This window comes from Gordonia polyisoprenivorans NBRC 16320 = JCM 10675 (assembly GCF_000241325.1).
GTDB lineage: Bacteria > Actinomycetota > Actinomycetes > Mycobacteriales > Mycobacteriaceae > Gordonia > Gordonia polyisoprenivorans.
Genome location: NZ_BAEI01000025.1, coordinates 15,303 through 35,809, shown reverse-complemented (window position 1 = coordinate 35,809; position 20,507 = coordinate 15,303). Strand labels below are relative to the sequence as shown.

The window sequence follows — 20,507 nt, the reverse complement described above, 5'->3', positions numbered from 1 at the left end:
GCGCCGGGTCAGGCGTGACCCAGCGCGTTCCACCGTAATCGCAGGTCGGCGACGGAGGAATCGACGATGTGGCGCATCGGATGGGTGATCGTCGCCATGCGGTGCGCGGGGGCGGTGCGAACCGGTCTGCGCGCGGTCCGGTCGGTGGGTACCGGCACCCGGGTGACGGCGGTGGCGGCGAGCATCGCCGCGCCCCACGCGCCCAGGAACGACGGGTGGTCGGCGACGAGATCGGCGGTACCCATCTGCGCCGACCACCGCACACAACGGGAGATCGCGGCGCACTCGGAGACCACCGACACGCTCGTGGTCGCACCGACCGCGCGGCCCGCGGCACGTCGTAGCATCCCGATCTGCTCGGCCGACCAGTGCGGGGGATGGGCGATCGTCACCGACACCACGTGCCCGTGGTCGGAGCGCTCGGTGCCATCGATCGCCACATGCAGTGCTGCGGTGACCAATTGATGCGGAGCACGGCCGCGACCCGACGCGGTGCGCACCGCGGTCAGATCGGCGATGCGGGTGAGGAAGTGGCCATAGACGTCGTCGGGGTTGTCGGCGGGACGCGACCACCTCGGTGCCGCGGTCGGCGGCCAGTACAACCGCGCCGGATGCGACGAGAGGTGCGGTGGACCGGGATGCGAGCCGGCGACCGAGGCCGCCGTCCCGGTGACGACGACCACCTGGTCGTCGGTCAGGTGGATTCCCATGATCAGTCGCATGAACAGAGCATGTGACCTGGGTCTAACCGATTCCTGACATCCGGTTGTCGAGTTGCTGAGAGTCGGGCGGGGCCCGGCGGGTTTGCCGTGCGACATCGATGGCTATACGTGATCGTCGAGAGAACCCGACCGCCGTCAATCGGGAGGACCATGACCGACATCCTGTTCGCCGACATCTCCGAATGGCAGCCCGTGCTCGACGACTCCTACCCGTACCGGTGGCTGTCCATCCGGTCCAACGACGGGACCTATCGGGACCGACACTTCCAGGAGAACTGGACGATCGCCCGCTCCTGGTTGGACTCCGGTCGACTGCGCGGGCTGATCGTGTACTGCGTCTACCGATCCAATTGGCGAGACGTGATGACCACGCACATCGAGATGCAGGGCGAGAACCGACCCGACGTGGTGTCGATGGTCGACGTGGAATCGTGGGGCGGCCAGATCCGGACCGACAACAGCGATTCCATCAACCGTCTGGTGTGGGGACTCGGTGATTGGCGCGGGCCGCACATCGACGGCCGGCCCCGCCGCGTCATCGGCTACCTCAACCCGAATGACGCACGCATCTGGCGGGTGCGGCCACCGATCGGCTTCGTCATCCCGTCCTACGGGGCCCTTCCGAGGTTCCCGGCCGGCACCGACGATCTGCGCAGACAGATGATCGCACACCAGTACACCAACGGAGACGGCTACGGGCACGGCCTGCCGGAGGGCTACGGAACGGTGCGATGCGACATGAATGCCGCCAACGGGCGTGACCCCGAACAACTTCGGATCGCCACCGGTGTCGGGGTGCCCTAGTCGCCCAGCGCCTTGGCTTCGTACTCGGCTCGCGTCGTCGAATTGCGCACCGCATCAACCTGGTTGGGCACCATCCGGCGCATCAACAGATCTCGTATCGCCTGCGGGAGCAGCCCTGCCGCCCGCACCGCGGGACCCACGAAGGACGGCAGGGTCACCTCGAAGCGCGGCTTCTCGATCGCCGCGACGACGGCGGCGGCGACGTCGGCCGGCTGCAGCATGGCTGCCGAACCGGTCGCCGTGCCCGCAGCGAGTTGGGTGTCGACGACGGTCGGCATGACGGCGGTCAGGAGAACCCCGGAGCCGCGGAGTTCCTCACGGACTGCGGTCAGGTAGCCGAGCACGCCGTGCTTGCTCGCGGCATACGTCGCCTCGCCGGGAGGGGCGAGTTTGGAAGCGGCAGAAGCGATCGTGACGATGTGGCCGTGTCCGCGGTGGCGCATCCGCGGCGCGGTGAGTCGGACCCCGCGGATCACGCCGTGCAGGTTGACCGCCAGCATCGCGTCGGCTGCCGCATCGGTCTCGGCGTCGAAGGGGCCGACCCACATGACCCCGGCGTTGTTCACCAGGACGTCGATCGGTCCGACGGACGACTCGACCGCATTGAGAAAGGCCTCGAAGGACTCGGTGTTGGTGACATCGAGCGCGAAAGCATGTGCCTCGCCTGGTATCTCACTCGCCGTGACACGCGCACCGTCAAGGTCGCGATCGCCGATGGCCACCCGTGCCCCGGCGTCGGCGAGGTGCCGGGCGATCTCGCGTCCGATGCCCGCTGCGCCGCCGGTGATGGCGATGACCCTGCCCGCTATCGGTGTGCCCTTGCTCATGGCCACTCAGTCTGTCACATCGACGGTGTCGGTACGCCCGGGTTGCAGTCGGGCGGCAACCTCGTCGAGGACGTGGTCGGGAGCCAGGTAGGGCTCCGAGGATCTCGGCCAATGCACAATGACGTCGGTGAATCCCAAAGACGATGCGCGTCCGACCATTTCGTCGAAGAGGTCGATGCTCTCCAGAGCGTTGCGCGGCGAGGCGTCGAGACTCAGGTAGCGCGGGAACTCCTCGGTGATCCGGTCCTTGCCGAGCGTCTCGGTGAGCACATCGCAGCTCGCGCGGATCCCGTCGAACCAGTCGTCGACGGTCTCCGACGGCGTGCCGGTGGTGATCCAGCCGTCGCCGTGCCGTGCGGCGAAGCGCACCGATCGGGGACCGTTGCCCGCCAACAGAAATGGCACGCGCGGCCGTACCGGTTCGCCGACCAGGCGCATGTCACGGGCGCGGTAATACTGCCCGTCGGCATCGACGTGATCGTCACGAAGGGTGCGGTCGAGCAGCAGGGTGAACTCCTGCAAGCGGTCGACGCGTTGCTTGGGTGGGAGGCGGTCGCCGCCGAGGACGGTGTCGTCGGGGGTCCCGCCGGCACCGAGGCCGAGCAGGAAGCGGCCGTCGGAGATGTCGACCAGGGTGGCGACCTCGCGACTGAACGCGACCGGATGGCGGAAGTTGGGGGAGACGACGAACGCACCGAGGTCGATGTGTCGGGTGACGGTCGCGGCGGCGGTCAGGGTCGGGATGCAGGAGAACCAGCGGGAGTCGGGCAGGCCACCCCAGACCAGGTGGTCGTAGGTCCAGGCGTGATCGAAGCCCATCTCCTCGGCGCGTTGCCACCGGGGGCGCGACTCTCGCCAGGTCAGATCGGGCAGGATGCAGATGCCGAAACGCATGGCACCCAGCCTAGCCGGTCACGAAGGACAGAACGAGAGGCACTGTCTGCGAACGGTATTCGTCGAAGTAGGCGTGTCGTGCGCCATCGAGAACGTGGGCGCGGGCGTCGGGGATGCGCTCGGCGAGTATCTCGGCGTTGGCCACCGGCGCCATCTGGTCGTCGGTGCCGTGCAGGATCAGGGTGGGGCTCGCGATGTCGGGCAGGACCGCCCACGCATCGTGTCGATTGCTCGCCAGCAGATGCGCCCGCCGGTCGGCGTCGGACATGTCCGGATCGCCGAGTACGTGATACGGGCCGGGATTGGCGGCACGCCACTGCGGCGAATACATGTAATCCAGCAGCGCCGCGGTTGCGTCCGGACCGGCCAGGGCACGACGCACCGACTCGTCTCGTTCGACGGCATGAACCCCACCGGGCGTGGTGCATCCGAGGACCAGCCGGCGCACTCGACGTGGTGCCGATGCCGCCAGGAACTGCGCGGCACGACCGCCCATCGACGTGCCGTACACCGCGAACTTGTCGATGGCGAGCGAATCCATCACCGCCAGAGCATCTTCGGCGAACAATCGCGTGCTGTAGCGTTCGCCACCGGAACCGCTTGCGCCGGTCCCGCGATAGTCGAAGGTGACAGTGGTGTGGTGGGCGTCGAAGTCGCCGCGGGTGCGATCCCACCAGTGGTGATTGTTGGCCTGCCCGGGCAGGAGTAGCAGCGTCGGCCCGGACCCGCGCACCTGCACCGCCAGCCGCACCCGGTCTCGGGTGCGGGCGATCTCGTGATATTCGGCGGCGGGCACGTGGGTGAGCCTAATAGCGTTGCCCGCGGCACCCCACCATCGCCGACTACGAATACAGATTCCACGTGAGCGGTGCTTGACCCCGAAAAATCGGGGTTTTCGTCCGCTCATGTGGAATCTGTATTCGTACTGCGCCCTTACCGCATCGGCGTCGGCGGTCTCGAGGTTCGTCGCCGGGTCACCGCCCGCGACGGGAAGATTTCTCGGATGTCTCTACCCGCTACGCCTCGGAGCCACCCTGGCGAGGCGTCATCCCGAATGCCGTGATCGCACCCGCTGCCGCGACCACGGCCAGTGTCCACCATGCGTGCTGGAAGACCGCATGTACGGCGTCGTAGCCGACGGGACTGCCGATGATGGCGACCAGGACGCTCACACCCAACGCCATCCCGATCTGGCGACTCATGTTGACCACGGCGCTGCCCGTCGCCGACTGTGTGGCAGGCAGATCCGCGGTTGCCGAGGACAGGATCGCCGGCAGCGCCAGGCCCACACCGACGCCGCCGATCAGCCAGCCCGGCAGTAGTGCCGTCGCGTAGGCGGGTGTGGACGAGATCGACAGCGAGATCAGCAGACCACCGAGGCCGAACAGTGCACATCCGGCAGCGATGACCACGCCGACCGGAATCCGGGCGGTGAGCCGGTGCCCGACGGCGGCGAAGATCGGGACCATCAGTGGTCCGGGAGAGACCGCGAATCCGGTCTTGATGGCCGAGTACCCCCATACCTGCTGCATCCAGAGGATATTCGCGAGCAGCGCACCGGCGAACGGGATGGAGAAGAGCACGGCGGTGATGTTGGCGAAGGAGAATGCGCGCACGCGCAACAGGTTCGGGTCGATCACCGGTTCTCGGTGTCGTGCCGAACTGATCAGGAAACCGATCAGTCCGACGACGGTGACGGCCCACGCCAGCAGAATCCGGCCGTCGGTCCAGCCCCAGGTCGGCCCCTCGACGAGGCCGAGGGTCAACGCGCCGATGGTGATTGCGAGCAAACCGGCACCGAGAAGGTCCGGCAGGTGCTCGGCGGCCTCGTTGCGCGATCGCGGGAGCAACACCGCGCCCCCGACGAGCGCGAGCACGCCCACGGGCAGGTTGACGAGGAACACCCACCGCCAGGAGGCCTCCACCAGTACACCGCCGACGGCCGGCCCGAGGGCCGCGGCCACTGCACCGGTCGCGGCCCAGATCCGCACCGATCGCGCGCGGACCTCCGTCGGCATGGCGGCGACGACGAGCCCGAGGCTTGCCGGGGTCAGGATCGCGGCCCCGACCGCTTGGATGGCGCGAAAAGCGACCAACCACCAAATACCTTCAGCGGCAGCACATGCCGCGCTGGCGAGCGTGAAGATCGTGACGCCGATCAAGAAGCCTGCCTTGCGTCCGTAGCGGTCGGCGATCCGGCCGGCGGGGACGAGCAATGCGGCGTAGAGGATGGTGTACGCGTTGAGTACCCACGACAGTTCCGACAGTGAGACGCCGTGGAAGTCGCGTCCGATGTCGTCGAATGCCACGTTCACGATGAACACATCCAGGCTCGCCATGAAAGCTGCCAGCGACAGCAACGCCAGGATCAATGCCGGACGCCGAGGAGCCGACGCGACGCCGGATTCCTGGGCATGAGCCACGTCGGTCATCGGGGTCTCCTCAGTCGTGAGTTTCGTGACGAAACTGAGGAAAGCAGATTGAGTTGTCTGACGCAACCCACTAGACTCGACGCATGCGCCGCGCCAGCTTCTCCGGAATGAATTGTTCGGTCGCGCAGACCCTCGAGGTCGTCGGCGAGTGGTGGACGCTACTCATCATCCGCGACGCGCTGTTCGGGGTGACGCGCTTCGACGACTTCTCGACCCGGCTGGGTATCGCTCGCAACGTGCTCACCCAGCGGCTCGACACGCTCGTCGAGCATGGAATCCTGATCCGGGATCCGTACCAGGACAATCCGGTTCGCTACGACTACCGGCTGACCGACAAAGGCCGCGATCTGTGGACGGTGATCAACGCCCTGCGTCAATGGGGCGACAAGTGGTCGGCACCCGACGGCGCTCCGGTCGAGCTCGTGCACACCGGCTGCGGTCACACGACGACGCTCGAACCGGTGTGCTCCGAGTGTGGTGAGCACGTGGATCGGGGATCGGTGACAGTGCGCCGGGGTCCGGGCGCGGGACCGAATTCCCCGTTGCCCGAACGCTGATCCCCTCAGAGGTCCAACCCACCCCGCTTGATGAGCTGCTTGGCGATGACGTTCTGCTGGATCTCGTTGGTTCCCTCGCCGACGATCATCAGCGGCGCGTCGCGGAAATACCGTTCGACGTCGTACTCGGTGGAGTAGCCGTATCCGCCGTGGATGCGCACCGCGTCGAGGGCGATTTCCATCGCCGTTTCCGAGCAGAACAGTTTGGCCATACCTGCCTCCATGTCGGCGCGCTTGCCGGTGTCGACGCGTTCGGCCGCGTCGAGCAGCAGGCTGCGGGCGGCGGCGAGTTTGGTGCCCATCGTCGCGAGCATGTTGCCGACGGCCTGGTGTTTCCAGATCGGCTGGCCGAAGCTCTCGCGGTCCTGTGCATACTGCAGTGCGTCGTCGAAGGCGGCGCGGGCCACACCGGTCGCGCGGGCGGCCACCTGAATGCGGCCGGTCTCCAGCCCCTTCATCATCTGCGCGAAGCCCTTGCCCTCCACGCCACCGAGCACGGCGTCGACGGGAACGCGGGCGCCGTCGAAGTTGAGTTCGCAACTCTCCACGCCCTTGTATCCGAGCTTGGGTAGATCCTTGGAGACGGTGAAGCCGGGCACCTTCTCGACCAGCAGGATCGAGACGCCGGTGTGTGCGGGTTGCGCGGCGGGATCGGTCTTGCACAGCAGTGCGACGAGCCCGGACTTGCGTGCGTTGCTGATCCACGTCTTGGACCCGTTGATGACGTACTCGCCACCTTCCTTGGCCGCGACGGTCCGCATGTTCTGCAGGTCCGAGCCGCCGCCCGGCTCGGTGAGCGCCATCGTCGCGCGCAGCTCGCCGCTGGCCATCTGTGGCAGATACTTCTGCTTCTGCTCCTCGGTGCCGAACGTGAGCAGCAGCTTGGCGACGACGGTGTGCCCGCCCATCGCCCCGGCCAGACTCATCCAGCCGCGGGCCAACTCCTCGGTGACCTGCGCATAACAGGGCATCGACACCTGCGCGAAGCCGTAGGGCTCGGGGATCGCGAGGCCGTAGATCCCGAGCTCCTTCATCGTCTCGATGAGCTCTTCGGGGTAGGTGTTGGCGTGCTCGAGTTCACGCACCACCGGACGCACCTGCTTGTCCACGAAGTCGCGAACGGTCTTGACGATGGCTTCTTCTTCGACGGACAGCTTGATGGCCATGGCAGTGTTCCTCTCAACTCTGTAAAAAATAGTCTATGGAAAATTGAGGGATGCGCAAGCCTGGCGTCTGCTCAGGAGAGGATCACCAGCTGTTGGGTGGCGCGGGTCATCGCGACGTAACGGTCGACGGCGCCGGTGATGCCGGCACCGAAGCGATCCGGCGCGACGAGAACCACCAGGTCGAACTCGAGACCCTTGACGCGCTCGGGTGCGAGCGACCGCACGCGCGGGCGGTGGATCGGTGCCGGCAGGCTGCTCGGATCGCCGATGACGCAAGCGACACCCTCGGGATGAGTCCGCTCCCACTCGTCGAGGATCGCAGCGAGGTCGGCGACTGTGCCGTGGCCGACCTCTATGCCGCTGCTCCGGATGGAGGTCGGGACATTCGCGTCGGGTATCGCGGCCGTGATCACCGGCGCGGCCTGCGCCATGATCTCCTCGGGCGTGCGGTAGTTGATCGACAGACCGGCGACACGGACCTCGCCGAATCCGACCCGGCGCAATCGCTCCGGCCAGCTTTCGGTGAATCCGCGCCGCGACTGGGCGCGGTCGCCGACCACGGTGACGCTGCGAGACGGGCAGCGTGCCACCAGCATCGACCACTGCGCGTCGGTCAACTCCTGCGCCTCGTCGACGATGATGTGGGCGAACGGCCCGGCCAATGGATCATGTTCGGCGCCAGGCGCAGCGGAGTCGTCGACCAGTGAGTTCCGCAGATCCTCGCCGCGCAGCATCGGCGCGAGACCCTCGCCGTCGTCGAAGGTGTGTGCGGCAAGGAGGTCGTCGACAACGCGATCCATCGCGTCTCGACCGGCTGCCAACACCGCCTCACGCCGGCGTCGGCGTCGGGAGAAGCCGGGATCGCCGAGCCGACGCCGCGCCGCATCGAGGAACGGGATATCCGAGGTGGTCCACGCGGTCGGGTTCTCCCGCTGCAATGTTCGGAGTGCGGTGGTGTTCAGCTCCGGCGCGGCCAGACGCAAGTACGCCGGCACCGACCACAAATCGCCAACCAGGGTGGGGGCGTCGAGAATCGGCCATGCCGTGGTGAACGCGGAGACGAGGTCGTCGTTGCCGGCCAACGCTCGACGGAGCCGGGGCAGATCACGAGTATCGAGAGCGTCGGCGATGATGTCGGTGAGTGCGTCCCATACCTGTTCGCGCGCCTCGTGGTGGCTGGTGCCGGGCTCGGGGGTACTGAAGGCCTCGGCCCACTCGGGGGCCGTGAGTTCCGTTTCACCCCAGGGTGTCTCGACTTCCACGGTGTTGGTGGGCGGCTGTTCGTAGAAGGCGACGGCCCGCTCGATCATGGCGATCGGGTCGAGGCCGTCCTTGAGTGCGGCGACGACGGGATCGGATTCGTTTGTCGCACCGTCACCTTCGGGCACGAGGTCGTGCAAGGTGCAGGTGCGGACGCCGTCCTCGCCGAGGCTGGGCAGGACGTCGGAGATGTAACCGAGGTACTCCTCGTGAGGTCCCACGACGAGTAGTTCACCGCGATTGCCCGCCAGCCGCGGGTCGGCGTAGAGCAGATACGCCGCACGGTGTAGCGCGACCACGGTCTTGCCGGTGCCGGGGCCACCGTCGACGACGAGGGCACCGTGACTGTCGGCTCGGATGATGGCGTCCTGGTCGGCGGCGATGGTGCCCAACACATCTCGCATACGCGGCTCGCGGGAGGCGCCGAGGCCGGCGAGGAACGCCGAATCGTCGTCGAGGGCGAGATGTGCGATCTCACCGTCGAATGATTCGTCCCAGAAGTCGACGACCTGTCCCTGACTCCACCGGTACCGCCGCCGACTCGCCAACCCCTGGGGATCGGCGTGGGTGGCGGCGAAGAACGGTGCGGCCGCCGGGGTACGCCAGTCGACCAGTAATTGTTCGCCGCAACGATCGGTCATCCCGATGCGGCCGATGTAGCTGATGGTGCCGTCGGTGCGGACGATACGTCCGAGGCACAGATCCAGGCTGTACCGGCGCAACACACGGAGCCGGCGATTCGTCTCGTGGATCTCCAGGTCGCGGTCGAGTGCGCGACGGCCGCCACCGCCGTCGGCGAGACGTAGCGCGTCGAGGCGTTCGTTGAGGTCGGCGATGGTGTGGGTGAGGTGGTCAGTGATGACGGCGAAATGCCGGTCGTCGTCACCGATGACGGCAGGATCGCACGAGGCGCGAAAAACCATGGGCGCCATTGTGAACCCGAGGTGGGGCCTTGCGGCAAGCCCCCACCGGCGGGTTACAGTGAAAGGGGAAGGGGAAGAGGTCAGTCCATCTTCACATCACGCCCGGCGATCAGGGTCGAGGCAGCCTGCGCGAGCAGCGGGATCGCCAGCACCGACAGCGCGATCGTCCACGATCCGGTCGAATCATGCAGTGCTCCCACGGCGATGGGCCCGAACGCGGCCAGGATGTAGCCGACCGATTGCGCCATTCCCGACACCTGGCCGGTCTGCTCGGCCGAAGAACTGCGCAGCACCATGAACAACAACGCGAGGCTGATCGACGACCCGGGGCCGAACATCACCAGCATCGTCCACAGCAGTGTGGCGTGGTCGCTGAGCAGGAGTCCGGCCAATCCGATTCCGCAAAGGACGATCACGACGAGCGTGATCAGACGTTGGTCCCGGTAGCGCCCGGCGATGATCGGGATGAGTAACGACGCCAGCAGCGCGACGACCTGACCGATGGCCAGGATGGTGCCGGCCGACGCCCGCGAATGTCCCTCGCTGATGAGAAATGCGGGCAGCCAGGCGGTGAAGGTGTAGAACACCAGCGACTGTGCGCCCATGAACACGGTGATCGCCCACGCAATCGTGTTGCGGCGCAACGATCCGGTGCCGGCGACCGTTTCCGGACGGTGCCGGACGATCTGCGGTGCCCAGATGACGACGGTGATCACGGCGAGAATCGCCCACGAGGTGATCGTGAGCCGCCAGTTGTTGCCCAACGCATTGTCGAGGGGCACGGTGATTCCGGCGGCAACGGCGGCACCGCCGGACAGCGTCATCGAGTACAACCCCGTCATCAATCCCGACCGATGGGCGAAATCGCGCTTGATCAGCGCAGGCAACACCACGTTGCAGATACCGATCGCGGCACCGACCACCGCCGACCCGATGAACAGCATCGGCGCACCGGGGATCAGGCGCATGAGGGTGCCAACGGTCAGCAGGAGCAGCGCCCCGAAGATGGTGCGTTCGATCCCGAACCGGGCCGCCAACCGTGGCGCCACGGGCGCGCTGAGCCCGAAGAACAGAACCGGAAGGGTGGTCAGCAGGCCGGCGGTGGCGCTGGAAAAGCCTTCGTCGCGGGTGATCTCGTCGATCAGCGGTGCCACCGACACGACGACGGGCCGCAGATTCGCCGCCACCAGCATCACGCCGACGGCGGTGATCACCGTGCCGAGAGGTCGGCGTCCACGCGGTTCGGACGTCACGGGCGCGGTGTTGGCCACGCTCATCGGACGATCTCGTGGGCGAGGTCGAGGTAGGTGTGCACAGCCGCACGTGCCGCCGCCGGGTCGGCGGCAGCGATCGCCGCGACAACCTCGCGGTGACCGTCGGGATGTCCGTCGTCGACCGCTGCCGCGGCAATCGCCTCATGCGTGCGGCGCATCACCTCGCCGACACCCTCATAGAGTTCGATCAGGAGCCGATTGCCCGAGATCTCGACGATGGTGGCGTGGAACTCGATGTCGAGCCGGGCGTAGCGGCCCAGGTCTCCGGCGGCGATGGCGGCGAGCGCAGCGTCGAGCTTGTTCTGCAGTCGGGTGACGTCGGCGGCCGAGGCACGCAGGGCAGCGAGGTCGGCGGCCTCGGTCTCGAGAGCCCGCCGGGTGCTCAGCAGATCGGTGATCTCGGGGTCGGGAGCACAGCGTTGCAGCGCTGCGGCGAGAACGTTGCGGCTGCGCACATAGGTGCCGTCACCGCGGCGCGGCATCAGCAGCCCGGAGTGTTCGAGCGCGCGCACCGCCTCACGAATCGTGTTGCGGCCCACGCCGAATTGTTCGACGAGTTCGGGCTCTGCGGGGATTCGGGCTCCGACCGCCCACACCCCGTCCCGGATCAACTCGTGCATGCGATCGACGACGAGCGAACTGGTACGGGGCGGTGGGGTGATCAGAGGCGGCACCCAAAGAGCCTAACATCCCATGTTTGGATGTCTAGGCCGAGTCTCGCCGTTGCAGATGGAGTACGCGTAGTTCCGCGGCGATGCGGTCGGAGTCCGGTCCGCGTTTCCATGGACGATCGTCGCCGACCGCGAGACCGGCGAGATGTCCCAGCGGAATGGGTTGTGCGTCATCGACTTTGCGGTGTACACGGTAGATGATGACGACGGTCGGGACGACGACGAGTACGGCGAGGAGAACGATGAGTGCGGTCATGACAGAAACAATGCGCCCATAAATTACCTGCCACCAGTGGCCGAAGTGACATGCTTCGCAAATTATCTGCCAGACTGGTGGGGTGTTGAATTCTGTTGCCGTTCTGCTCTACGGGCGCGTCGCACTCTTCGAGTTCGGGGTGCTGCACGAGGTGTTCGGACTCGATCGCACCGATGACGGCGTCCCCGCCTTCGATTTCCGCGTCGCCTCACCGACTCCGCATGCTGCCCTGCGGGTTGATGGCGGCGTGACGATTGCCGCGCCGTACACGCTCGACGATTGCCTCGACGTCGACCTCGTCGCGATTCCCGGGGGCAGTACGTCCGGCGAGTATCCGCAGGAGATCCTCGACACCTTGCGTACGGTGGTCGACCGCGGTGGCCGGGTGCTGACGGTCTGCTCCGGAGCATTCGCTGCCGGCGCTGCCGGACTTCTCGACGGGCGACGCTGCACCACACATTGGCGCTACGGCGACAAGCTCGCGCGGATGTTCCCCGAAGCCGAGGTCGACACCGACGTCCTCTTCGTCGACGACGGCCCGATCACCACCAGTGCGGGTACCGCCGCGGGTATCGATGCCGCGCTGCACCTCGTCCGCGAGGACTGGGGACCGACCGTTGCCAATCGCATCGCCCGCCGAATGGTGGTCCCGCCGCACCGCGACGGCGGGCAACGGCAGTTCATCGATGCGCCCATGCCCACGTGCGCCGACGAGGGCTTCGGCGAGCTACTGGACTGGATGGTCACGCACCTCGACAGCGACATCTCCGTCGATGCCCTCGCTGCTCGAATGCACATGTCGGGACGGACCTTCGCGCGCCGATTCGTCGACGAGGTCGGCATTCCGCCACGTCGGTGGCTCACCGAACAGCGCGTCCTGCACGCCAAGAACCTGCTGGAATCGACCGATTTGTCGGTGGAGGAGGTGGCCCGGTTGTCGGGATTCGCATCGGCGACGTTGCTACGCCACCACTTCACGACGACTGTGGGGGTGGCGCCGGTCATTTACCGCAGACGATTCGCCGGCGGTATCACCGACCATGCGGTGGGACAGGAGTGAGCATGTTCGATCTTCGGGATCTCGAGGTGCCGATCATCGCGGCCCCGATGGCAGGCGGGCCGTCGACGCCGGGTCTGGTGATCGCGGCCGGGCACGGCGGCGGGATCGGCTTCCTGGCAGCGGGATACAAGTCCCCCGAGCTCCTGGAATCGGAGATCACCGCGGTCGCCGAGGCGGGAATACCGTTCGGCGTCAACATCTTCACGCCTGGACCGCCGATCCGTGATCGTGGTGCCGTGCAACGCTACCGGGATGCGCTGGCTCCGGTGGCCGAGCGCTACGGTGTGCACCTGCCGGACATCGTCGACGCCGACGACGATCACTTCGACGCGAAGATCGACCTCGTCATCGAGAGACGGGTTGGGTTGGTGTCGTTCACCTTTGGTCTGCCGTCGGTCGACGTCGTTGGGCGGCTGCACGACGCCGGCATCACGGTGATAGCGACCGTGGCGAGCGTTGCCGATGCCGATCGCGCGGTGGCCGTCGGTGTCGATGTGTTGTGCGTGCAGGGAACCGAGGCGGGTGGGCATCGGGGGACCCTGGATCTCGACGCGACGCCGAACGACACCCCCACGGTGGATCTGGTGCGAGAAGTGGTGTCCAGGAACGAAGTTCCGGTTATTGCCGCCGGCGGGGTGGGTGACGGCCGAGCTGTCGCAGCGGCCCTGGCCTCCGGGGCGACGGCCGTGCAGATCGGTACCGCGCTCCTGGACTCCGACGAGGCGGGCACCAACGGGGTTCACCGCGCCGCTCTGCGGAGCCCGTCGTCGGCGGAGACCGTTGTCACACGCGCATTCTCGGGCCGACCGGCGCGGGCCCTACGTAACAGCTTCGTCGATACCTACGACTCCCTCGCCCCGGCGGAGTACCCCGCCGTCCACCATCTGACGAGCCCGCTTCGCAGGGCCGCAGTCGCCGCGGGTGAGCGCCGCGACGTGAACCTCTGGGCCGGAACCTCATTCGCCTCCATCCGCGGCGGGTCGGCGTCCGACATCATCGCGGAGTTGTGGTCCGACGCCCAGCGCGGCCCGGAACCAGTGCCGTAGCAAGGGGTCTCGAGGCTTCGTCGCTGGCGCTCCTACGCACCTCGACCATCGGTGTGGGAAGCCGACGGCCGGGCGGGTCACCGGCGACGGGGTCTATTTGCCCGATGGTCGAGGTGTGAGGAGCGATAGCGACGAGCCTCGAGACCGCCGTCAGCCAAGGCTGTTTCCCTACCTGTGGATAGATTTCCGGCCACCGCTCGATCGCACGCGATACTGACCCCATGTCCGGCTACGTCTACATTCTCGAATGCTCCGATGGCAGCTATTACGTTGGCAGCACGGTGGATCTCGACCGACGAGTGAACGAACACAATGAGGGGAAGGGTGCTGCGTACACCAGTCGCCGTCGTCCGGTGCGGGTGGTGTTCAGTCGAGAGTTTCCGACTGTTGAAGAGGCGTACCGGCTCGAGAAGCGGATACAGGGGTGGTCACGCGGCAAGCGGCGAGCGTTGATCGATGGCGATTTCGACCTACTCCGGGATCTGGCGCGTCGTCCCGGTGCGCGGGCAAAGGACGCTCGTGGGGCGGAACCAGCACCGTAGCAAGGGGTCTCGAGGCTTCGTCGCTGGCGCTCCTACGCACCTCGACCATCGGAATGGGGGTCTTTTGCCCGATGGTCGAGGTGTGAGGAGCGATAGCGACGAGCCTCGAGACCGCCGTCAGCTGAGGCTGTCAGCTCGACCATCGGATCGCAGCGCGCGGTACAGCATATGCATCGCGATGGTCACCGACCGCTCGCGCACGGCGGCGCGGTCACCGGGCAGGTGCAGCGTCCGTGCGCGCGGTGCCGTACCGGCCAGCGCAACACCGAAACAGACGGTGCCGACCGGTTTGTCGGGGGTTCCGCCACCCGGGCCGGCGATCCCGCTGGTCGACACGGCGATGTCGACAGCGAAGCGACCGACCGCGCCCTGGGCCATCGCCGCGGCGACCGGCTCGCTCACGGCGCCGTGTTCGACGATCAATTCGGCTGGGACGTCGAGCATTCCGGCCTTGGCCTCGTTGGAGTACGAGACGACCCCGCCCATCACATAGTCCGAGGACCCGGCGCGGTCGGTGAGGCGCGCCGCGATCATGCCGCCGGTGCACGACTCGGCCGTGGCGACGCTGCGGCCCTGCAGCGCCGCGGCGACGAGATCGTCGATGGTGGAACCGTCGACCGAAAAGATCTGTGTCCGATGATGTTCGAGCAACCCTTCGGCCAGGGCGTCGTAGGCGGGTTGGGCGTCGATCGGATAGCGGGTCACGATCTCCACCTCACCTCGGCGCAGGCAGGTGGTGACCTCCAACTCGTCGGCGCCGTCGATCCCGGGCTCGATGGTGCGCAGGGTGGCGGCCAGGTCGGCCTCCGAGAGCCCGAAGGCGCGAATGGTCTGTTCGCGGAAGTCGCCGCGTCCGGCGATCGCCGCGGCGATCGGTTCGGTACCGATCGCCGTGTCCCACATGCCCTGCAGCTCACGCGGCGGGCCCGGAAGGATGAGGATCGCCGGTGCGCGGAGTGCGTCCTCGGCGACCGCGGGTATCGCGACTCCTGGCGCGGTGCCGACCGGAGGGATCGGTTGCGCCCCTTGAGGAATCATCGCCTGCTTGCGTGTGCCGGCCTGCGACGACTCCGTCGCGGGCTCGCCGCGCTGCTGCTGCCAGCGTGAGATGATTCGCGCGATAAGGGTTTCCATCTCCGTGTCGAGATGCAGCGGGCGTCCGCAGAACCGGGCGACCGTCTCCACGGTGAGGTCGTCGGCCGTCGGGCCCAGACCGCCGGTGGTGACGATGAGGTCCACCCCGGACGCGGCGAGGAAGTGTAGCTGCGCGGTCAGGTCGTCCGGCCGGTCGCCGCAGATGGTGATGTGGGCGACGTCGACGCCGAGGTCGAGGAGGCGCCGGGCCACCCACGGGCCGTTCGCGTCAGAGATCCGACCGGTGAGGACCTCGGTTCCGGTGACCACGATTCCCGCACGCACATTCACGCAATCGAGCATAGTGCGGCGGGATCGTGGGCCGCGGCGTCAGTTGTAGTTCGGGTTGTTGAAGTAGGGAATCTGGATGCTGATCGGCATCCGCAACTCGGCCATGTAGAACAGCACGAACTGCCGGAGGAACTCGTCGAAGAGCCAGTAGGTCTCCCGCGGCAGGCCGGCGTTGAGCAGGCCCTCGCGGACCGCGACGTAAGGGCCCCAAGCGGTTTCCAACAGCGGAGTCCAGACGGGCTCACGGGGGATGTGCAACCAGTCGGCGATCTTGTCGCCGAGCATGAACCGGGTCAGCGCACCGAGGATGGGGCGCGACAGCAGGGTGAGGTCGAGATCCATCCCCAGATCGAGGAGCATGTCGGCGAGTTTCTGGCCCTCCGGCGTCCATGCGAGGATCGGATCGAGAACCTGCTTGGCCTGCGAATCGGCGGTGGCCCACGAGTTGGGGATGTATTGGTCCTGCACGCCGAGCATCGCCGCGGTCACCTGCCAGGAATGCAGGAACCCTTCGGACTCGTCGGCCGGCAGGGGCACCTTCCACTTCTCGAGGTTGCGCATCACCGTCGTCGGCAGACTGTGCCAGGTGACCATGATGTCGGCCTGGCTGATCGGCTTCTCCTCGGGAGCCGAGCGCACCCAGTGTGCGGACTTGGGCAGCAGATGCCGCACACCCGCATGGGCCATCCGGGTCTTGACGCAGGTCACGACCATCTCACCGTCGGGCTGATAGGCATTGAGCGACCCGATGTCGTAACCGAGCTTGGCCGTCTTGGAGATCCGGTCCTTGAGGTCCCAGCCGCCTTTGGAGTAGTAGACCGCGCGCGCCTCCTTGGGGATGACGGTGCTCATCATGCCGCTGGCGAAGCCGTACAGCACTCCGAGGTAGGTGCCCCGTCGCTGATTGAATCGCACCGCGGCAGCGAGTTTGCCGCGATCGGTCCACGACGGCAGTTGGCGGGCGTGTTCGATGAAGTCCCGCAATTCCGGCGGCAACCCGGCCGGTAGTGGCTGGGAGTTGGTGCGCCATTGATTGAGCAGATTGTTGACCTCGACGACCTTGCCGCTGTCGATGACCCGAGCGATCACCTGGTCGGCCTCGTCGTCGAAGATCGTTCGCGGATCGGCTCCCGTTCCCACACCCGGGATCGAGTTGGCCGGTGCCCACGTCCAGGGCGTGGCCTGGGTGAGTGTCGCGAGGGCGCCTGCGGCGCCGATCGTGCCTGTGGCGCGCAGGACCGCGCGCCTGTTGAGCTGTTCCATGATGTTGTGCTCCCGTCTATCGCCACCCGACTCGATGACGCGATGTAACAACGTGAGTAACGTTGTAACATCAGGAGTAGCATACAGTGATTGGCATCACAACAGATTCACCCCGAATGCGTTGGAGGTTCATGGTGGTCTCGGCGTCGTCGGCACCGAAGTCGTTGTTGGAGAGGGCATATGACGACGTCGTTGCCGAAGGGGGAGAAAGCGCGAATGCGGACGCGACCCGAGAGAAATTGCTCGATGCCGCATATGCACAATTCTGTCGTTTCGGTATTCAACGCACCTCGCTGGAAGAGGTGGCCAAGCGCGCGGGCACCTCGCGCATCACCATCTACCGCAAATTCACCAACAAGGAGGTGCTCGTCGAGGAGGTGATGCTGCGGGAGTTCCGGCGTTACCTCGTTCAGTTTCTCGCCGACATCGCCCCGGCGCGCACCATCGCCGAGCGCCTGGTGCTGGCCTTCGTCAGTTCCTATCGCGCGGTGTCGACGAACCCGCTGATCAGCGGGTTGCAGCAGACCGAACCCACCTTGCTGGCCGGTGCGCTCGGCGCCGACGGGCGGCTGCTGGCCACCGTTGCACAGTTCATCGCCCAGCAGCTGCGCCAGGAGCAGCGCGCGGGAACCCTGCGCGCCGACCTCGACACCGACCTCACCGCCGAGATGATGGCGCGGATCTCGGCGTCGTTTCTGACCACGCCGAGTGCGCTCGTCGACACCGACGACGACGATCAGCTCGCCGACATCGCCCGGCGCTATCTGGTGCCGATGCTCGACGCCCCGAGCTGACCGTTCACCCCGGCAGCTGCCACGCGATCGCCGCGGCGATCGCGCCGAGGCCGTTGACCGACCAGTGCAAGGCGATCGGCGCGAGCAGGCTCCCGCTGCGAATCCGTAACCAGCCGAGCAAGGTTCCCGCGCCGCCGGTCACGACGACGGCGAGCGCGACACCGGCGAACGTGGCCAACGGGCCGCTGCCCACGATGTCACCGAGGCCCTGATTGTGTGCCGAGAGCCCCATCGACGAGCCGACGTGCCACAGTCCGAACAGCCCGGCCTGCACGATCAGCGCTGTCCGGGGACTGCAGATCCGCCGCAGCGCACCGAGCAGCACACCGCGGAAGATCACCTCCTCGGCCAGGATGGTGTGGATCGGGATGAGGACGAGTGCAGACACCAGCGCCGCGTGGACGTCCCGATAGGCGTCGTTGTGGAACAGATCGCGCGTCCACGGAAGGGCGACGCCGACCGCGGTGACCACGGCAACCGCACCGATGATGACCGCCGCGTAGCGCAGACCCGTACCGAGTGATCGTCGACCCAGACCGAGATCCGTCCACGAGAGACCAACGACCTTGGCAAGAACGAGGATGAGCACTGCGGCGATCGGCACCGCCCACTGCACACCGGGAACCGGGGTCACGAAGATCAGCACCTGCACCCCGACGAGAACCGCCACCACGCCGACGCACAGCCACGCGAACCGGCGCCCCGGGAGAGACATACATTCTGCCCTTCTGCCGCGATATGCCGTCTGACAAGATGTTTCCGACCGATTGTGCCCGACCGTCGGGGCGCGGACGACAGGAGCGTGGCCAGTGCCGGAATCTGATGTGGACGCCGTCGACGGCGCCGACGCCCCGCAGGACGTGAATCCGGAGCCGCACCGGTCACGGGCACGGGAACGCGCCGTGGCCTACCTCGGCCGGATCAGTTACTCCGGCCTGGCGGTGGCAACGGCATTCCTCTGGTTCTCGGCGACACCGTCACTGTTACCGCGCGGGCCGCTGTTCCAGGGCATCGTCAGCGGCGCCGCGGCCGCCGTCGGCTATTGTCTCGGCGCCTTCTTCGCCTGGCTGGTGCGGTTCATGTTGTCGAGGGATCGGCGATGGCCCTCACCACCGTGGTACCTATGGGCCGCGCTGGGTGTGATCTTCGCGGTGGGCACCTCGGTGATGTTCTATTGGTATTCGGTGTGGCAGACCGAGATCCGCTCGCTGATGAAGGTCGACCAGCTCTCGTGGACGGCCTACCCGTTGATCATCGTCGTCTCCGTCGTCGTGTTCGTGCTGCTGATGGTGATCGGACAACTCTGGGCCGCACTCGTCGTCTGGTCGGTGCGCAAGCTCAATCGCTTTGCGCCGCCCCGTATTTCTGCGGTCGCCGGTGCGACGGTGATCGTCCTGATCACCGTGTTCATCCTCAACGGCGTGGTCGCGAACTACTCGATGAAGTGGCTCAATGCCTCCTTTGCCGCGGCGAACGACGAGACCGATGCGACCACGTCGGCACCGACGACCACGGTTCGATCCGGTGGTCCGGGCTCGCTGGTCACGTGGGGCTCGCTCGGCCGGGAGGGCCGGCGATTCGTTGCGAACGGCCCCGACGTGCAACAGCTCTCGGCGTTCAACGGGGCGCCCGCGATGGAGCCGATCCGCGCGTTCGTCGGGCTCGGATCGGGAAATGATCTGCGCGCCAACGCCACCCTGGCCGCCGATGAGCTGGTCCGTGCCGGCGGTCTCGACCGGGCCGTGGTGGCCATCGGGTCGGCCACCGGATCGGGGTGGCTGAACAAGGCGACGGTCGACTCACTGGAGTACATGTACAACGGCAACGTCGCGACGGTGTCGATGCAGTACTCGTATCTGCCGAGCTGGCTGTCGTTCCTCGTCGACAGCGAACGCGCGCGTCAGGCCGGCAGTGCGTTGTTCGAGGCCGTCGACGCACGTATCCAGCAACTGCCCGAGGGCCGCCGACCCAAGGTCGTCGTGTTCGGGGAGAGCCTCGGTTCGTTCGGTGCCGAGGCCGCCTTCGGTACCGTGCCGACGGTCGTCGCCCGCACCAACGGTGCCCTGTTCGTCGGGCCGACGTTCAACAACCAGTTGTGGAGTGACGCCACCGCTGCCCGCGATCCCGGTTCGCCACAGGTCCTGCCGATCTACGACGACGGCCGGCACGTCCGGTTCATCGCCGACGCCTCGGACCTGAACCGTCCCGACACGCCGTGGCTCGACCCCCGCGTCGTCTACCTGCAGCACGCGTCGGACCCGATCGCCTGGTGGTCGCCGCGGCTCATCCTCAACGAGCCGGAGTGGCTGAAGGAAGAGCACGGCCGTGACGTGCTCGGGGCGATGACGTGGATGCCGTTCGTCACGTTCCTGCAGGTGTCGGCGGACATGGCCGTGTCGGTGAACGTGCCCGACGGGCACGGCCACAACTATCTGAGCGCCATCCCGTACTCGTGGGCCGACATCCTGCAACCGCCCGGCTGGACCCAGGACAAGACCGAGCGGTTGTTGCCGCTGCTGCATCGGGACTGAGCCACCCGTTCACGAGGGCTGCGGGCCGGGCCCATCCGAGTTTGCGTCGGCGTCGAAGTG

General features: G+C 66.9%; 20 protein-coding genes. 7 read left to right on the top strand and 13 right to left on the bottom strand.

What is annotated here, in order from left to right; all coding sequences use genetic code 11:
- Window positions 1–8 precede the first annotated feature (8 nt).
- Window positions 9–722, bottom strand: a complete 714-nt coding sequence (locus tag GOPIP_RS06355; RefSeq protein ID WP_006368755.1) for a hypothetical protein — start codon at window positions 720–722, stop codon at window positions 9–11.
- Window positions 723–872: 150 nt separating this feature from the next.
- On the opposite strand from GOPIP_RS06355, the gene GOPIP_RS06350 reads away from it, so the two are divergent.
- Window positions 873–1,526 (top strand): hypothetical protein, encoded by a 654-nt coding sequence (locus GOPIP_RS06350; RefSeq protein WP_006368754.1) that lies wholly within the window; start codon window positions 873–875, stop codon window positions 1,524–1,526.
- On the opposite strand, the gene GOPIP_RS06345 is transcribed toward GOPIP_RS06350, so the two are convergent.
- The 4 genes from GOPIP_RS06345 to GOPIP_RS06330 all read right to left on the bottom strand — a co-directional run bounded on the left by GOPIP_RS06345 (window position 1,523) and on the right by GOPIP_RS06330 (window position 5,679).
- Window positions 1,523–2,353, bottom strand: a complete 831-nt coding sequence (locus tag GOPIP_RS06345; RefSeq protein WP_170320181.1) for an SDR family oxidoreductase — start codon at window positions 2,351–2,353, stop codon at window positions 1,523–1,525. The genes GOPIP_RS06350 and GOPIP_RS06345 overlap by 4 nt on opposite strands.
- 6 nt (window positions 2,354–2,359) lie before the next feature.
- Window positions 2,360–3,247, bottom strand: a complete 888-nt coding sequence (locus GOPIP_RS06340; RefSeq protein ID WP_006368752.1) for an LLM class flavin-dependent oxidoreductase — start codon at window positions 3,245–3,247, stop codon at window positions 2,360–2,362.
- Window positions 3,248–3,257: 10 nt separating this feature from the next.
- Complete coding sequence (locus GOPIP_RS06335) at window positions 3,258–4,043, bottom strand: alpha/beta fold hydrolase (RefSeq protein WP_020173087.1); 786 nt, start codon at window positions 4,041–4,043, stop codon at window positions 3,258–3,260.
- A 220-nt stretch (window positions 4,044–4,263) separates the two neighbouring features.
- Window positions 4,264–5,679, bottom strand: coding sequence for an MFS transporter (locus GOPIP_RS06330; protein ID WP_006368750.1), 1,416 nt, complete (start codon window positions 5,677–5,679; stop codon window positions 4,264–4,266).
- A gap of 83 nt (window positions 5,680–5,762) precedes the next feature.
- Here GOPIP_RS06330 and GOPIP_RS06325 point away from each other — a divergent pair, with 83 nt between their 5' ends.
- Window positions 5,763–6,236, top strand: coding sequence for a winged helix-turn-helix transcriptional regulator (locus GOPIP_RS06325; protein WP_006368749.1), 474 nt, complete (start codon window positions 5,763–5,765; stop codon window positions 6,234–6,236).
- 5 nt (window positions 6,237–6,241) lie between these two features.
- Here the strand turns inward: GOPIP_RS06325 and GOPIP_RS06320 are convergent, their stop codons facing one another.
- The 5 genes from GOPIP_RS06320 to GOPIP_RS06300 all read right to left on the bottom strand — a co-directional run bounded on the left by GOPIP_RS06320 (window position 6,242) and on the right by GOPIP_RS06300 (window position 11,786).
- The gene (locus GOPIP_RS06320) at window positions 6,242–7,402 is read right to left on the bottom strand and encodes an acyl-CoA dehydrogenase family protein (RefSeq protein ID WP_006368748.1); all 1,161 of its coding nucleotides are present in this window, start codon (window positions 7,400–7,402) and stop codon (window positions 6,242–6,244) included.
- Between the two features lie 71 nt (window positions 7,403–7,473).
- Complete coding sequence (helR, locus tag GOPIP_RS06315; protein WP_006368747.1) at window positions 7,474–9,594, bottom strand: RNA polymerase recycling motor ATPase HelR; 2,121 nt, start codon at window positions 9,592–9,594, stop codon at window positions 7,474–7,476.
- A gap of 71 nt (window positions 9,595–9,665) precedes the next feature.
- Window positions 9,666–10,862: a CynX/NimT family MFS transporter gene (locus GOPIP_RS06310; protein WP_006368746.1), complete on the bottom strand. Its 1,197-nt coding sequence runs from the start codon at window positions 10,860–10,862 to the stop codon at window positions 9,666–9,668.
- Entirely contained in the window at window positions 10,859–11,533 is a 675-nt protein-coding gene (locus tag GOPIP_RS06305) for a FadR/GntR family transcriptional regulator (protein WP_006368745.1), read from the bottom strand. The genes GOPIP_RS06310 and GOPIP_RS06305 overlap by 4 nt, the downstream gene beginning before the upstream one ends.
- A gap of 31 nt (window positions 11,534–11,564) precedes the next feature.
- Window positions 11,565–11,786, bottom strand: a complete 222-nt coding sequence (locus GOPIP_RS06300) for a hypothetical protein (RefSeq protein WP_006368744.1) — start codon at window positions 11,784–11,786, stop codon at window positions 11,565–11,567.
- Between the two features lie 82 nt (window positions 11,787–11,868).
- On the opposite strand from GOPIP_RS06300, the gene GOPIP_RS06295 reads away from it, so the two are divergent.
- The 3 genes from GOPIP_RS06295 (at window position 11,869) to GOPIP_RS06285 (ending at window position 14,434) form a co-directional block, all read left to right on the top strand.
- A complete protein-coding gene (locus GOPIP_RS06295; RefSeq protein ID WP_006368743.1) occupies window positions 11,869–12,846 on the top strand; it encodes a GlxA family transcriptional regulator in 978 nt (325 codons plus the stop codon).
- Window positions 12,847–12,848: 2 nt separating this feature from the next.
- Window positions 12,849–13,892 (top strand): NAD(P)H-dependent flavin oxidoreductase, encoded by a 1,044-nt coding sequence (locus tag GOPIP_RS06290; RefSeq protein ID WP_006368742.1) that lies wholly within the window; start codon window positions 12,849–12,851, stop codon window positions 13,890–13,892.
- Between the two features lie 221 nt (window positions 13,893–14,113).
- Complete coding sequence (locus tag GOPIP_RS06285; protein ID WP_006368741.1) at window positions 14,114–14,434, top strand: GIY-YIG nuclease family protein; 321 nt, start codon at window positions 14,114–14,116, stop codon at window positions 14,432–14,434.
- Between the two features lie 117 nt (window positions 14,435–14,551).
- Here the strand turns inward: GOPIP_RS06285 and GOPIP_RS06280 are convergent, their stop codons facing one another.
- Together GOPIP_RS06280 and GOPIP_RS06275 are read right to left on the bottom strand one after the other, a co-directional pair.
- Window positions 14,552–15,859, bottom strand: a complete 1,308-nt coding sequence (locus tag GOPIP_RS06280) for a competence/damage-inducible protein A (protein ID WP_026920468.1) — start codon at window positions 15,857–15,859, stop codon at window positions 14,552–14,554.
- A 39-nt stretch (window positions 15,860–15,898) separates the two neighbouring features.
- Window positions 15,899–17,122: an oxygenase MpaB family protein gene (locus GOPIP_RS06275; protein WP_006368739.1), complete on the bottom strand. Its 1,224-nt coding sequence runs from the start codon at window positions 17,120–17,122 to the stop codon at window positions 15,899–15,901.
- A gap of 116 nt (window positions 17,123–17,238) precedes the next feature.
- On the opposite strand from GOPIP_RS06275, the gene GOPIP_RS06270 reads away from it, so the two are divergent.
- Window positions 17,239–17,916, top strand: a complete 678-nt coding sequence (locus GOPIP_RS06270; RefSeq protein WP_020173090.1) for a TetR/AcrR family transcriptional regulator — start codon at window positions 17,239–17,241, stop codon at window positions 17,914–17,916.
- Between the two features lie 4 nt (window positions 17,917–17,920).
- Here the strand turns inward: GOPIP_RS06270 and GOPIP_RS06265 are convergent, their stop codons facing one another.
- Window positions 17,921–18,631, bottom strand: coding sequence for a CPBP family intramembrane glutamic endopeptidase (locus tag GOPIP_RS06265; protein ID WP_006368737.1), 711 nt, complete (start codon window positions 18,629–18,631; stop codon window positions 17,921–17,923).
- Between the two features lie 109 nt (window positions 18,632–18,740).
- Between GOPIP_RS06265 and GOPIP_RS06260 the strand changes: the two genes are divergently transcribed.
- Complete coding sequence (locus GOPIP_RS06260) at window positions 18,741–20,447, top strand: alpha/beta hydrolase (RefSeq protein ID WP_035727330.1); 1,707 nt, start codon at window positions 18,741–18,743, stop codon at window positions 20,445–20,447.
- Window positions 20,448–20,507 lie beyond the last annotated feature (60 nt).